The sequence below is a fragment of the Undibacterium sp. WLX3042 genome (assembly GCF_049544825.1).
GTDB lineage: Bacteria > Pseudomonadota > Gammaproteobacteria > Burkholderiales > Burkholderiaceae_D > Undibacterium.
Genome location: NZ_CP186698.1, coordinates 2,223,181 through 2,238,106, shown reverse-complemented (window position 1 = coordinate 2,238,106; position 14,926 = coordinate 2,223,181). Strand labels below are relative to the sequence as shown.

General features: G+C 46.0%; 10 protein-coding genes and 1 pseudogene. 8 read left to right on the top strand and 3 right to left on the bottom strand.

Annotation, left to right across the window (positions count from 1 at the left end; genetic code table 11):
* Positions 1-17: 17 nt before the first annotated feature.
* The 3 genes from ACPAOP_RS10170 to ACPAOP_RS10160 form a co-directional block, all read right to left on the bottom strand.
* Positions 18-1,781, bottom strand: a complete 1,764-nt coding sequence (locus ACPAOP_RS10170; RefSeq protein WP_423707881.1) for a M14 family metallopeptidase — start codon at positions 1,779-1,781, stop codon at positions 18-20.
* A 122-nt stretch (positions 1,782-1,903) separates the two neighbouring features.
* Positions 1,904-3,217 (bottom strand): TRZ/ATZ family hydrolase, encoded by a 1,314-nt coding sequence (locus tag ACPAOP_RS10165; protein ID WP_423707879.1) that lies wholly within the window; start codon positions 3,215-3,217, stop codon positions 1,904-1,906.
* Positions 3,218-3,406: 189 nt separating this feature from the next.
* Complete coding sequence (locus tag ACPAOP_RS10160) at positions 3,407-4,051, bottom strand: hypothetical protein (RefSeq protein WP_423707878.1); 645 nt, start codon at positions 4,049-4,051, stop codon at positions 3,407-3,409.
* Positions 4,052-4,340: 289 nt separating this feature from the next.
* On the opposite strand from ACPAOP_RS10160, the gene ACPAOP_RS10155 reads away from it, so the two are divergent.
* The 8 genes and pseudogenes from ACPAOP_RS10155 (at position 4,341) to ACPAOP_RS10120 (ending at position 14,886) form a co-directional block, all read left to right on the top strand.
* A complete protein-coding gene (locus ACPAOP_RS10155) occupies positions 4,341-6,497 on the top strand; it encodes a PAS domain-containing sensor histidine kinase (protein ID WP_423707876.1) in 2,157 nt (718 codons plus the stop codon).
* Between the two features lie 224 nt (positions 6,498-6,721).
* Positions 6,722-7,057, top strand: a pseudogene (locus ACPAOP_RS10150) (restriction endonuclease subunit S); the annotation flags it as partial.
* Between the two features lie 27 nt (positions 7,058-7,084).
* The gene (locus ACPAOP_RS10145) at positions 7,085-7,744 is read left to right on the top strand and encodes a restriction endonuclease subunit S (protein WP_423710005.1); all 660 of its coding nucleotides are present in this window, start codon (positions 7,085-7,087) and stop codon (positions 7,742-7,744) included.
* Positions 7,745-7,870: 126 nt separating this feature from the next.
* The gene (locus ACPAOP_RS10140) at positions 7,871-8,287 is read left to right on the top strand and encodes a DUF6088 family protein (RefSeq protein WP_423707875.1); all 417 of its coding nucleotides are present in this window, start codon (positions 7,871-7,873) and stop codon (positions 8,285-8,287) included.
* Entirely contained in the window at positions 8,259-9,218 is a 960-nt protein-coding gene (locus ACPAOP_RS10135) for a nucleotidyl transferase AbiEii/AbiGii toxin family protein (protein ID WP_423679973.1), read from the top strand. Before ACPAOP_RS10140 ends, ACPAOP_RS10135 begins: the two co-directional genes overlap by 29 nt.
* A gap of 67 nt (positions 9,219-9,285) precedes the next feature.
* On the top strand, positions 9,286-12,399 hold the full coding sequence (locus ACPAOP_RS10130; protein ID WP_423707873.1) for a type I restriction endonuclease subunit R: 3,114 nt from the start codon (positions 9,286-9,288) through the stop codon (positions 12,397-12,399).
* Positions 12,399-13,106: a M48 family metallopeptidase gene (locus tag ACPAOP_RS10125; protein ID WP_423679975.1), complete on the top strand. Its 708-nt coding sequence runs from the start codon at positions 12,399-12,401 to the stop codon at positions 13,104-13,106. The genes ACPAOP_RS10130 and ACPAOP_RS10125 overlap by 1 nt, the downstream gene beginning before the upstream one ends.
* Before the next feature lie 679 nt (positions 13,107-13,785).
* Entirely contained in the window at positions 13,786-14,886 is a 1,101-nt protein-coding gene (locus ACPAOP_RS10120; RefSeq protein ID WP_423707871.1) for a hypothetical protein, read from the top strand.
* Positions 14,887-14,926 lie beyond the last annotated feature (40 nt).

The following is a 14,926-nucleotide window of genomic DNA, read 5'->3' as shown; positions in this document are numbered from 1 at the left end:
CTCATTCATTTCACGCTTTATTTAGGAAAGGTATTTGTCTTCACGACCGGGTATTGCTGATAGCGCTGATCCCAGGATGAGTGACGACGGGCAAAGAACTCTAAGCGCGCCTGAGGATTTTTCGCAAACTCAGCATCGTCTTTCAGTTTTTTTTCAAAGACGGCCCTGAGTTCAGGATTGGCAGCCAGCTGTTCACGTGCAACATCTTCTGCGACGTACGCTTCCATATATTCTTTTTTCTCGAATGCATTATTAAAGAATCCCCATCTGACGAGCGCATCCGGTGCCTGCGGTTCAAATAATGCGGCGACGAGTGCTGCTTTGGGCTGAGCTGCAGGGACGAATAAAGAACCTTTACCGAATGAAGCCTGATCAGCGGTCCATTCTCCTTGTAACTGCAGGGTTTGATGGCTCTCCGTTGATTGTGGCGACAATGTCGCTTTCGTTGTGCTAAACCGTTGTATTGCCAGATTGTTGACTGCGGTCGTCAGTGTTTGGAATTGTATTCCGTGAACCCGTAATTTCTGAATAACGATTCTGGCATAGGATGCTGGAATTAAATATCCCGCTTGCGGCAGGGAGATGTAGGTATCCGGAATAATTTCGTCGCGCAGTTTAACCTGCCATATTTGTGGCTTGCTTTCATCATATCTTGTCATCAAAGCACCGGAAATATCTGACGGTTTTCTGGTGTAGGCATAACCCCGGAAGTTGATCAGATGCGATTTATCCGTTGTCTTATAAGTCACGGGGATGGCTGTCCCCGCCATCTTTATTGAGCGTGAATCTGCCTCTGTTGCTATTTTTTCCCACTCATTACCATATTGCGCGACTTGCTCCAGGATGGAGCTGATCGTGTTTTTAGTAATTCGGACCCGGGTAGCGTAATTTTTCCAGGAGTGCGTTTCCACCAGGATGCCAAAGCGATTTCTCAATTGAAAATATCCATGTGAAAAGCGCGGAGGCGGCACACTGTCAACAAATCCAGACGCTGGATCATCTTCCTTGTCAAACGACATATAAAACGGTTGCGGCAGCGAGCCAGTTTTACTGAGATCGGCCAGCACATTTTCCTGTAATTTTTTACCTGCCGCTTTTAAGCCTTCATCTCCGGCGTGCAGCGGTTCCACCTGAACTGATATATCGTGTTCAAATTTTGCACCATCGGTGACATGCAGATCAACACTGACCAGAGGATCCCATTGATTAATGAGGCGTAGCATCGCCTGCATTTCGACACTGTCGGCTTTAATGTAATCGCGATTCAGATTGTAGTTTTGTGCCGTGGTACGCCACCCCATCTCTTCCGGGCCGCGCTGGTTGGGGCGATTCCATCTTCCAAATCTTTCGTGTCCATCGACGTTGAACACAGGAATAAAAATAAATACCTGCTTATCTAATGTGTCTTTCGCTGCTGCATTGTCAAGCATCTCTCTTAAGACCAGAAATCCCGCATCTTTCCCGTCAATTTCTCCCGCATGTATTCCACCTTGAATCAGGGTAACGGGAATATGTTTTTCTTTCGCCAGATACGGGGTGAAAGCATTGGTTTTTGTCGCAATAAGCGCCAGTATCGGACGTCCTTCCGGGGTTCGTCCGAACTCCTGGCAGCGGACAAGTTTAGGATAATTTTTTTGAAAATTGCGACAAAGGATTTCCACTTCATCGTAACGGCCAGTCTTTTGAAAGTTACTCTGCTCCGCAATTGTCATCAGATTTTCTGCTGCAATGCTGATGCTGCTACTGAATAAGAAAGTGAGATAAATTGGTAAACGTTTCATTATGAGCGGGAGTAAAAGATAAGCGGAATGGTTCCTGTGGAAATATGCAGGGGCTCATTTCTCAAAAACACGGAAGAATTCACGTCCGTATTTTCTTAATTAACTTGTTTCAGGATAACTGGTCAATCATCGAGTATGCGTGCCTGCCACCATTTTGCTTTTGCGAGTAAATCTGACTCTGCCAGGGTTTTTAATTGACGATTTTCCATTAAGCATTGCCCGTTGACCCAGACATGGCTGACTTGTTCCCGCCCCGCGGCATAAATAATCTGAGAGACCGGGTCGAAAACAGGCTGGGTCTCAATCGACGAGAGATCAATGGCGATAACATCGGCCTGTTTTCCGGCAATCAGACTGCCGATACGGTCTTCCATCCCCAGTGCCTTGGCGCCGGAAAGGGTTGCCATCTCTAGTGCTGAGTGTGCATCCAGCGCGGTCGGGTCATTCGATTGCGCTTTGGCGAGCAACGCTGCCAAGCGAAGATCACCAAGCAAGTCGAGTTTGTTATTGCTGGCAGCACCATCAGTGCCGATTCCAACGTTGATACCTGCTACCCGCATAGCCTGGATACGTGCGAAACCTGACGCCAGTTTTAAATTGCTGGCCGGATTGTGTGCGATGTGAACGCCAGTCTTTGACAGCAGGACAATGTCATCATCGTCAGCATGCACCATATGCGCTGCAATCAGGCGATTACTTAATAAGCCGAGTTGATACAGACGTTGCAGCGGTCTCATACCGTGTTGTTTTAGGCTGTCATTGACTTCATCCGCTGTTTCATGGATGTGGCAGTGAATGCCCATATCATATTTTTCTGAGAGTTCAATAATTTTTCTGAAGGTATCATCTGCAACAGTGTAGGGCGCATGGGGGGCGAGTCGGAAATCAATACCCTCCTGATTCGCAAAAGCGGCTTTTGCTTCAATCGCTTTGATCAGATATTCACCCGCATTTTGAGCAAAGCCTGTCGGAAATTCCAGAACGCTACAGCCAACGATTGTGCGCATTCCTGCTTGCAGCCCCGCTTTCGCAACGGCCTGATGGTGGAAATACATATCATTGACAGTGGTTGTTCCGCCACGAATCATCTCTGCCATTGCATACAATGTTCCGTCAAGCACAAATTCGTCGGAGACATGTTTTTTTTCAGCCGGCCAGATGTGATGATTCAACCAATCCATCAAAACCAGATCATCAGCCAGCCCGCGTAACAGACTCATTGCTGAATGAGCATGCAGATTGATAAACCCGGGAGTCAGTGCATGTTCTTTCAACTCAATGTGAGTGGCATCCTGATAGCGCAGGCGAGCCTCTGCTTCGGGAAGTAAGGCGATGATTTTCCCGCTCTGCATGATCAGGGAATAAGCAACTAATACAGTTGCTTTCGGCTCTACTGGAATCAGGTATTTGGGATGTAAGCAGGTGATAGATTTCATGGCATTCCTCTGAAGGGGAGCGCCATTATATCGGGCGGATAAGCTTCGCTCAATTTCCAAAAGGACGATCTATTTCAAATACGCACAATGAAGTGGTAAAAACCGGCTTGAGGAATACTGAAGTGAACGAGAAAGACGACAAGACAAAAAACGCCGTCAGCAGGACGGCATGTCATTTCAAGAAGATATTTAATTCGGCAACTGCTTTGACGGAATTTTTACATCTGTCAGCGTATCGTTTAAAACAGAAATCAGGAGCGAGCGGGTCAGTTGTGATTTCGTGGTGTATCCGTCAATCGCAAACTGATTACTGACTTTTTCTTCCGGTGCATAGCCCGGTTGACCTGTACGTAAGATAATCCTTATATCATTTTTACCTAATTCACCACGAATGACTTTGACCAGTTTCAGTCCCGCATCCACGGTTTCCATGACAACATCAAGCAAGATCAGGGACAGATCTTCGTTCTGGAGTATCAGTTCCTGAGCTTCTTTGGCAGAGTAAGCATGCAGAAATTCCAGTGGGCGGCCATGAATACGCACACCATTTAATGCAAGGACAGTCGTTTCGTGAACGTTACTGTCATCATCGGTTATCAGTATTTTCCAAGGGTGAACAGCTGCTCCCAAAGAAAAATCCTGATCATCTTCCTCAAGAAAGTCGATGATGTCGTCCTGAATCGCGTCAGAGGATGAGGCATCTTTTCGCGTGCAATAAGAAATGAAAAAATCAATATTGCATATCGAAAGACGATCTGGCGTCTGCCTGTTGCCCATACCGTAATCGGTGCTATCTTTTCGCAAGCCGGGCATGTGACTGTGTTGTTGTTCCATCAGTGCTCTCCCTGGTGCTTGAAAATATCTGTTTCCAGTTCTTATCTTATGTGAAGAGGCGATCTTTATCAATACTCTGATCGGATGATGTTAATTAAGACGGAACATGTTGTAATCAGCCATTTATTTTTCTGGTGTTACATTGCAAATGATAATATGCAAAAGATTTAATACCGATTCACTGCACCTCGCATCGGCACATTGTGATGACCGTCGGGAAGCTCAGATGGTGTATTCCTGATCTGTATTAAAGGATTGTGACGATCTCAGGGAGGATGCCTAGTATTTTATGTTGCCGACATACATTTTCTCCTTCAATGGCTTCTCAATCATTTTGTTTTTGTTGACGTCGCTGATCCTGATTGTCCCGAAACCATCTTCAACACCGCCGCGTTTTCAGTTGTATTGGTGCGCAGCGTTCATATGCCTTGCTTGTGCTCAGGCATTCAGCTTCTGTCGCACCTTACCAGTGCTTTCCGTCGTTCTTGAGAAAGTTTTTTTATCGGGCTTTTCATTTCTTTTTTATCTGGGGGGGCGTATTTATACGCAGAAAAAAAGCAATGTCTTACCGCTCCTGACCGGAGTTGTTTTTGCTGGCATTTTCCTCTTTTCCTCTCAATTTTATTTGTCATCCCCATTTGCCATCTCTTTGTCAGAAGCTATTTTGCCTGTCTTACTCATGTGTCTGTCAGCCTGGTCACTGCTGGCGATATACCGTCGCTTCCGGCATGGGGACAGTCAGGGAAAGCTCATCGTATGTTTTTTGTCGGGACTATTTTTTGCGGAGGCCATGCTTTTGCTGAGTTCCGTGTTTTATTCAGGACAGGCAGAGCGACAGCTGATAGTTGAGAATGTACTTCTCAGTATTCAGCTTCTAATGGCATTGACGACGATACTACTGCTGTTAAATCAATCTCGTCCGCTAAACGCCAGGTATGAAGATTTACAGTCAGAAATACATCGTAGTTTCGATGGAGGAACGAGATCTCAGAATCCTGCAGCATTGTTTGAAACCGTATTTCAATTGGTTCCGGACACTTTGACAATTACCCGGTTGGATACGGGGCAATACCTTGATGTGAACCGTAACTGGGAGCCGATGTCAGGATACTCGCGCGAAGAAGCCATCGGACGTACTTCGACAGAGCTGAATTTATGGGTGAACCCGGAGCAAAGAAGCGAACTCGTTGCGCGTGTGGCGCATGAGACCGATGTCAGAAATCTTCAGGTGGCATTCCGTCATAAGGACGGACACGTCTTTCAATGTCGTATTTCGGGAGCGCGTTTCAATTTACACGGATGCGACTATCTGATGCTGATCTCTCGTAATATTGACATGGAGATAGAGACGGAAAGTGCGCGTCTGAAAGCCGAAACGCTGTTGCGTGAAAATGAGAAAAAATACACCACGTTATTTCAGTTGTCGCCACTTCCTTTGGGATTGATCGATGTCAGTACACGTCAAATGATGGAGGTGAATGATGCCTGGCTGACGCAATTTAAATTCGCGCCACATCATATTTTCACCGATTCGCAGATGCATGATTTCTGGGGGAGTTCAGAGCAGCCCGATGCTGCGATTCAGTCTCTGCTGAATCAACAGGAAGTCAATCAGATTGAGGTTGTGGTGAAAAACAACCTTGGTACCGAGGTCATCTGTCTGATGTCAGCGCGTCTGCTGGACATGAATGCTAAGACGGTTTTTATTTTTTCCTTAATGGATGTGACGCGGCAGTATCAGGTCGAAAAAGAAATCCGGGAGATGTCAGCTGAATTGGAAATTCGCGTCAGACAGAGAACCAAGAATCTGGAGGATGCGAACGCAGAACTGGCCTCCGCAGTGGAGTCATTGCATCGTGCACAGGAAAAACTGATTCGCTCAGAAAAAATGGCGGCACTCGGTTCCTTAGTTGCAGGCATTGCACATGAGTTGAATACTCCGTTGGGAAACAGCGTCACCGTTGCCAGTACTCTGCAAGATCAGACTACAGAGTTTTCTCAGGCGCTCACCAATGGACAACTGAAACGTTCTGCACTCAATCAGTACATTGAAGTGGCAACCCACGGAACTGAATTATTAATGCGTAATTTAAGTATCGCTCGTGATCTGATCGCCAGCTTTAAGCAGGTTGCCGTTGATCAATCGAGTAGTCAGCGCAGGGTATTCGATCTGGCTACAGTGCTCAATGAAATTATTGCGACACTGTCTCCTATGTACAAAAAGGGACCTTACATTTTAAAGACGAATTTTGCCGGACAGGTAGAAATGGATAGCTATCCGGGACCGTTAGGGCAGATACTGACTAATTTCGTGACAAATGCGTTGATACATGCGTTCGACCACAGAGATCAAGGCGAGATGTCGATCAGTAGCCGTCTGTCCGATGAAAAACATGTTGAGATCGTCTTTGCAGATAATGGCGTTGGTATTTCTGAGAGCCTGTAAGAATTTCTGTGTAAATGCCACGGAACAAGTCAGTGATCGTATTTTTGAATGCGATCACCAAACTCAATCATAAAACGATTTAAGGCCATACGCCAATTGTGGCGCACTTGGAAGCTGGCGGCCAATCAGTTTGCCATCATGTTTGGCGAACGCTTCACCAACGCGATTAACTAAAACCCGGCCCCGCACACACAGAATTTCTTACACGTCCAGAAACTCTAAAATCAGCGAAAGCAAAAACTTTTCCAAGAAAAGCTGTTGTATTTGCAAAGGTTGGTGCTGCACTTCTCTTAAATAGAAGAAGAATACTTACGAGAGATACTGTCATCGACAACAACATGATGGCTGCTATTCCTCACGCAGACGACAATAATTTCCTTTACTATCTACTTCAAGATATAGATTTCGGTACCTTCGTTCAAAGTGGCGCAGTTCCCTCTATTAATCAAAGTCAGTTAGAGGAAATTCCAATTGTTGTGCCACCACTTCAAGAACAACAAAAAATCGCCTCCATCCTCACGGCTGTTGACGAGGTGATAGCGTCCACAACAGCGCAAATCAACAAACTCAAAGACCTGAAAACCGGCATGATGCAGGAGCTATTAACCAAGGGCATCGGTCACACAGAATTCAAAGACAGCCCAGTGGGGCGGATTCCGAAGGCTTGGACGTTCAAGGCTGTTGGTGATATTTGTAAAGTTACGTCAGGTGGAACTCCAGATCGAACGAACTTAGAGTTTTGGAACGGCAATATTCCTTGGATTAAAACGGGTGAAATAAATTACACGACAATATATTCGGCTGAGGAATACATAACCGAACTCGGGCTTAAGAACTCCTCGACAAAATTAATTCCAGCGGGTTCTGTACTTATGGCTATGTATGGGCAAGGAATTACGAGAGGGAAGGTAGCATTGCTGGGGATTGATGCATGCCTGAACCAAGCATGTCTTGCGATGCTCCCGAATAACGAATTAGATAAATATTTTCTGTTTTATTTCTTTTCAAAGGAATACGAAAACCTTCGATTGTTAGTGCAAGAGGGTACGCAAAAAAATCTTAATGCCGGGATCGTAAAGGAAATTTTGCTTCCATTACCACCGATGGATGAGCAAGTGGAAATACGAAAAAGGCTGCAAGCTGTCGATATAAATATTGAGTCGAAACAAAGAAAATTAGAGATCGTGGTAGATCTGAAAAAGGCTCTTATGCAAGACCTGCTAACCGGAAATGTTCGAGTGCCGTAAGTGCAATTGGGCATCACCAGTCGCACAGTGTTTCGTACGGTTGATGATCGTAACTTGTAATAAAATTCTTTTATTATTCAATGATTTAAATTACTATTTAGTCATAAGTGGTGATCGGGGTTTGTGATGATGGTTGAAGAGAAAATGCTGCGTTCGATAGCGCGTCGTAAAGACGACGTGTTTATCCGTAATGAATTTGCTGCGCTCGGCAGCGAGGCACAGGTAAGTCGTGCCTTGCGTAGTCTCGTGAGCCGTGGCGTTATTGTGAAGTTAGGTGTGGGGGTGTATGCCAAGGCAAAGAAAAGTGTGCTGTCCGGTGCGCCGATTCCTGTGCAGCCGGTGGCAGTATTGGCACCCATTGCTCTGCGCAAATTGGGCGTCAAAACTTTTTCTAGTCAATTAACCCAAGCCTATAACACGGGCAGCAGCACCCAGCTACCCGCCGGCAACGTGATTAACATTGGCAATCGTCGTATCAATCGAAAACTTGGATTTGGAAAACAGACTATTGCCTATGAGAGCAATCACAAACGAGCAAGTTGAACTGATTGACGCGGTACTCGCAGAAAAAGAAGTGGGTGGATTAACGCCTGCTATTCTCGAAAAAGACATCCATGTCACCGATGTGTTGAGGGTGTTAAGCGGCATTGGTCATGGTAATTTTAAATTGGTGTTTTGTGGCGGTACAAGTTTAGCTAAAGCACATGGCATGATTGCCAGAATGTCGGAAGATATTGACATTAAGCTGGTGCTTGCAGATGTACCTGGTTTGACGCGCAGCGCGATCAATAAGCAGCTAAAAGATTTAAAAAAACGACTGATCGCGGCGATGGCCAAGTTTGGTTTTGTGGCGGATGAGGCTGAGTTTAAAACTTTCAATGAGAACCGCTATTTTAGAACGGCATGGTTTTATCAGCGTCGCTACAGTGGCGATGTCAGTTTGCGTCCACATTTGATTCTGGAGTTCACGTTACGTCAGCCTTGCTTTCCTTTGCAAATTGATGAGATTGGTTACCTGGTTAATCAATTGGCTGAATTGGATGGGGAGACTATTTCCTTCCCTTGTATCTCCGTCGAAGAAACCCTGGCAGAAAAAATACTTTCGTTTTTACGTCGGTTTGCATTGCACCGTAGCGGCAACATGCTTGAACCCTGGGATGCTGCTTTAGTGCGGCATATTTACGATGTGTATTGCGTCATGCAAAAAGATCCTGCCGCTCTTGAACGAGCAACGACGCATTTCAAAGAGTTACTTAATTTTGATGTACAAGAATTCACTAAGCATGCTGCATTCATAGAAGACCCTGCAGCGTGTTTAACGCAGACATTGCACCAAGTCGAAACGGATAAGCAAACTCAAATTGAATATGAAACGAGATTGCTGCCGCTGATCTATGGCGAAATCAGGCCAAGTTTTGAAGAGGCATTTGTGGTTTTCAAACGTTGCGCACTTCACTTAATTGAAATTTTATAATCGCACAAAAGCGTATTCGAATTGTACGATGCTTCCAAACTAAGTGCGCCGCTTCTAAAAACTGAATATGACCAACGACGAATACGACAAAGTAGAACTCCCCGCGCTAAATCAACTGCAAGCTTTAGGCTGGATCTACCAACACGGCGCTCAATTTGCACCGCTGAATTTCGCCGACAATGGCGAACGCGAATACTTCCGTGAGGTCGTACTAGAAAAGCGTCTCCAAGCTGCGCTACGTCGTATCAATCCGTGGATCAGCGAAGAAAATCTGCGCAAGGTGATGCGCGAGATGACGCACCCGTCATTTCCTACCTTGATGGAAGCCAACCTCAATCTATGGCAAATGCTGGTGCATTATCAATCGGTGGAGCAAGACCTTGGACATGGTCGTCGTGGGCAAACAGTGAAGATCATTGATTTCGATAATATCGAGAACAATGAGTTTTTGTGCGTGAATCAGTTCAAGATTGAAGGGCCTAATCAGTCGATTATTCCGGATATTATCTTGTTCGTAAATGGTTTGCCCTTGGCGGTGATTGAAGCAAAGTCACCTTATGTGACCGATCCGATGGCGAAAGGCATAGACCAATTGCGCCGCTATGCCAATCGACGCGCTCCGCATGAAAACGAAGGTGCAGAGAAGCTGTTTTGGTATAACCAGATGATGGTGAGCATGCACCGTGATCAGGCGCGAGTGGGGACGATTAGTTCTAAGTACGAGCATTATTTGGAATGGAAGGATGCTTATCCGCTGGATGAGGTTGGAGTGGCAAAGTTAGTTGCTGCGCAAGGTGAGGGATGCGTAACGACGCTGGATTCCCACCTTCGCGGGAATGACGGCGGTGCTAATGGCTTGCTAGGTGTTAATGATTCTTCCGTTCCTTATGACGCGATTCTTAATACGCCAGTCGTCGCCAACTCTCAAGAAATCCTCTTGGCTGGTTTGTTTGACCGCACTAATTTCTTAGACATTATTCGTAGCTTCACTTTGTTTGAAACCATTGATGGCCGCATGGTGAAGAAGATTGCGCGGTATCAGCAGTTCCGTGCGGTGCATAAGACGATTGCACGTTTAAAGAATGGCGCAAACAAGCGTGACAAAGGTGGCGTGATTTGGCATACGCAGGGTTCGGGCAAATCCTTAACTATGGTGATGTTGGCGATGAAGATGCGCCGTGATCCGCAATTGCGCGATTACAAGCTGGTGTTTATTACTGATCGCACCCAGCTCGATCAACAGCTCACAGCCCAATTTGAGCGGGCGCAGGGTGAAACGGTGTACCACGCTAATTCGATTGCGCACCTGAAGGAACTGTTAGCGCGTGATAGCTCTGATTTAGTCACGGCGATGGTGCAGAAGTTTCAAGAGAATGAATACGCAAACTTCCCTGTGTTGAATACCTCGGAAAAGATTGTCGTCTTAGCCGATGAAGCGCACCGCACGCAATATGGTTCTCTGGGTGTGGCGATCAATGCCGGCTTACCCAATGCGCCGAAGATTGCCTTTACGGGTACGCCACTCATTACCTCTGAAAAAACTACCCATGCCTTCGGTAGTTACATCGATACCTACACGATAGAGCAAGCGGTAGCCGATGGCGCGACGTGCCAGATTTTGTACGAAGGGCGAGAAGCGAAAACCAAAGTCACAGGTGATTCACTCGACAAACTGTTTGATGAATACTTCGCCGACCGCAGCGCCGAAGATAAAGCCGCGATCAAGAAAAAATTTGGCACTGAACAAGCCGTTCTGGAGGCACCACAGCGCATTCGCTGGATATGTATCGATATTCTCAAGCACTATCGCGAGAAAATTCAGCCAGATGGCTTTAAAGCGATGATCGTCACCTCTTCACGCAGAGCGGCGGTCATCTATAAGCAGACGCTGGATGAGCTAGAAGGACCAGAATCTGCTGTGATTATTTCAGGCAGCCATAACGACGAGGCCTTCTACACGCCGTACACCGACCCTGTGCAGCAGAAACTGCAGATTGATAACTTCAAGAAACCGATTAGTGAGAGCCCGCTTTCGATCATCGTGGTCAAAGACATGCTGTTGACGGGTTTTGATGCACCCATCTGCCAAGTGATGTACCTTGACCGCAAGTTGCGTGAACACACCTTGCTGCAAGCAATTGCGCGGGTGAACCGCACCGCCAATGGTAAAGACAAAGGCTATATCGTTGACTACTTCGGTTTGAGCGATTATTTGACTGAAGCCTTGGAGATGTTTTCGAAAGAAGACGTGGCAGGCGCTTTGCAAGACCTGCGCGAAGAAATTCCCAAGCTCAAGGCTGCGCATACGCGCGTGGTTCGTCACTTCAAGGGTAAAGAGTTGAGTGATATCGACGCGTGTGTATTGGTGCTAAAGAACGAAGAAGTACGCCAGCAGTTTGAAATTGATTTCAAGAAGTTTGCGAAGCAGCTCAACATCGTGATGCCAGACGTCGGTGCGAATCCCTTCTTGCACGACATGACGTTGTTGGGCAAGATTAACCAAGGCGCACGTAATCTGTACCGTGACCCACAACTTGACTTGACGGGCGTAGGCGCCAAGGTGCGTAGCCTGATCGAGGAACATATCCGCGCCACAGGCGTTGATCCCAAGATCCCTCCGATTGACCTGCTAGCGGTTGATTACAAGAAGAAACTGCAAGAACACAAGTCTGACGAATCCAAAGCGTCGGAGATAGAAAGCGCGATTAAGCATTACATCGACATTAATCTGGAGCAGGACGAAGAATACTTTAAATCTTTAAGCGCAAGACTTGATGAAATTTTGCGGAAGAAGTCTGAGCATTGGGACGAGCTAGTGCAACTGCTTTTGGACTTCCGCGACAACATTGAAAGCAATCGCCAGCAAGCCGCGACTGATTTGGGGTTGGATGAAACCGAGTTTGCCTTTCGCAATATCTTGGTGGCAGAGGTCGCTCGAATCCAAGGCGATGAAGCCTTGAGCGAAGCCAAGCAAGATGAAATCATTGCGATCACCAAAGAGCTGGTGAAGATGTTAGATGAAGCAACGAACATCGTTGACTTTTTTAACAAGCAAGATGAAATCAAACGCGTACAGCGAGAAATTAAACGCACCTTAGTTGCCTCTAACTTTGATGATCCGGCAATCATTAACCAAGTCAAAGACCGCTTCATGGACTTGGCAAAAGTGAAGTTCCGCTAATGGCAAGTAGCGAATACATCTCAGGCAATGGCTACGTGGCAGAAGTCATTCGCACAGCCAGAATCAAATCTGCACGCCTGCAAGTAGAAGATGGCGTGGTATCTATCGCTGTGCCAAAAGCATTGGAAGCCGAGCGCATAGAGCAACTGCTCAAAGATAAGCATCGCTGGATTAAAGAAAAACTCTACTTGCACCAACAACAGCAACCCGCACCCAAGCGCGAAATGCTGAGTGGTGAAGCTTTCCCGTATTTAGGTCGAAATTACCGGCTCAAGATCACGACTGGCAAATTACAACCAGTCAAGCTGCTGCAGGGCAGGCTACAGGTTGTCGTTCCCAAGGCCATGCGCCACGACCATATCATCCGCGACATGCTAACGCACTGGTATCGCTTACAAGCAGAGACGCGCTTCAAAGAGAAGGTCAAACGCTATGCCAGCATTGTGGGTGTCGAGCCGACGGATGTCAGCGTAAAAACCTTCAAATCACGCTGGGGCAGCTGCAATATCAAAGGCGAGATCCAATTTCACTGGAAAGTCATCATGGCGCCGCACCGTATCATTGATTATGTAGTGGTGCATGAGCTATGTCACCTCAAACACCACGATCATTCTCCCGCGTTTTGGAAATCGGTTGAGAAGATAGTGCCGGACTATTTGGAATGCAAGGCTTGGTTGAAGGAGTTTGGGGTTGGGTTTGAGATATAACTGATCCGAACTCGGGTGGCTAATTGCATATTCAGGGCGCCTGCAGGTGCCTTTAATTCAGCGGCAATTTGTTAGTGTGTGCTGCAATTGCCGATTTTGATAGTCTGGATCGATAAATTCCGGGTAACTTGCCACGTTGTCGAATGTCACTTCAATATCAACGCGTAAATGAGGGCGAGACTGCAGCGACTCAACTCATTCATCGCCCTCCCTGGCTGCCCGCCGTTTTGATAGGTGTATTGTTCAAACATGTATTGCGTTCCTATGCGCATGTGAGGAGAAGAATCGGCAACCAGGAGAGATGACGAGAATGTCTCGTGATCTGGATCAGGTGCCTGAGCGTATGTAGTAAAGTCACCATTCAAACTAGCAAAAAAAAGCTCAACACATGCGGAATGGGCTTGACAGTCTATTATTCTATTATTCTATGCCTCTCCGGTGCTCCAAAAATCTCTCTTTAAATAAGGTCAGTTTTTTACTTTAAAGGCGTTAAATTTAATGTGTATGTCAAGTTTATTGCATTTGTAAGTCAAGCTAAATGAATTTGCATGTCAGGTAAAATCAATTTTAATGTCAAAACTTTTCGGAGTTCTTCGATCAGTCCTTGCTTGAATTTTATTTAATCATGTTGCCCGAAAGCACTATACTTTACATTACCATTCATTCGTAACGTTTGCACATGTCAGATTCTAGCTATTCATCTAAGCTTTCTAAATTAGATCATCTAAAAAATATTAAGGGATCTGTTAATACCAGTTATATTTATGGCACTCCTTTAAGTCAAGACAGGCTCGAAAGCCTAATTTTACTTGTCGAAGAAAACATCGAAAGCGAAAAAAGGAAGAAAGATAAAAATAAAAAGCCGGCGATTTTGAATTTGCCTAAAAATGCCACTCGTAATGAAGTGAACAATGCTCGAATAACTCAAGCCGTCAAGCAGGGAAGTGCTGTCTACCTCCCGCTCTGGAGTGAAGGGTGCCGTGGTATTCCTAGTTCATTCTTGCGATCTGCTCTTTTTTCAACAGAAGATGGAGTGCAGCAAAGGAAAGATTCGTCTGGTGTCCGCGAAATAAATAAATCTTGCACTGAAGTAAAATTGGCATCTCTCGGGAACATTAGCATCGTTCTGACTGGCGCTCACTTGTGTCAAAAAGACCGCCAAGTGTTTTCAACTTGCCTCGACTACTACCGCGAGCGCCCTCTGGCTGCGGTGGGGTCTAACGATTTCGTCAGGACCACTTTCTACGAGTTCTGCAAGAGGACGGGTGTCAGCTATGGTGTCAATCCCCACAAATCCATTCTTGCAAGCTTGCTTCGTCTTCAATGTGTAAGGCTGAGTGTGAGACATGATCATTGGAACTTCAGCGGTTCAATGCTGGAAGTAAAGTTCGGTGATAACGACGAGGAACGCAAGGGCAGTGATGAATTGTGCATTCAAGTTAGCGAAAATATTGCTGAATTGTTTGGTGTTGGTGCTTGGACCGCTGTCGATATGAAAACAGCCTCATATCGTGGGCTTTTGGGGTGGACTGCCAATTTTTATGCTAGCCACTCTGACAGAAATTATGAGTATAGTTTTGATTATCTCCAAGAACTTGCTGGATATACAGGAACGAAACACAACTTTAAACAAGGTATTTGCAGCGCTTTGGATAAACTGAAAAATGATACCGTCGCTGAAAAAGCTCGTATCTACTCTTACGAATACTCTGAAGACAACAAGAAAATTCGCGTACATAAAAAAGACAAGACTTCGTCAGCCAAAAAGAAGAGTGCGTGACTGAACCTTGCGCAGCCATCAGGATGCCAGGGAGTTGCAG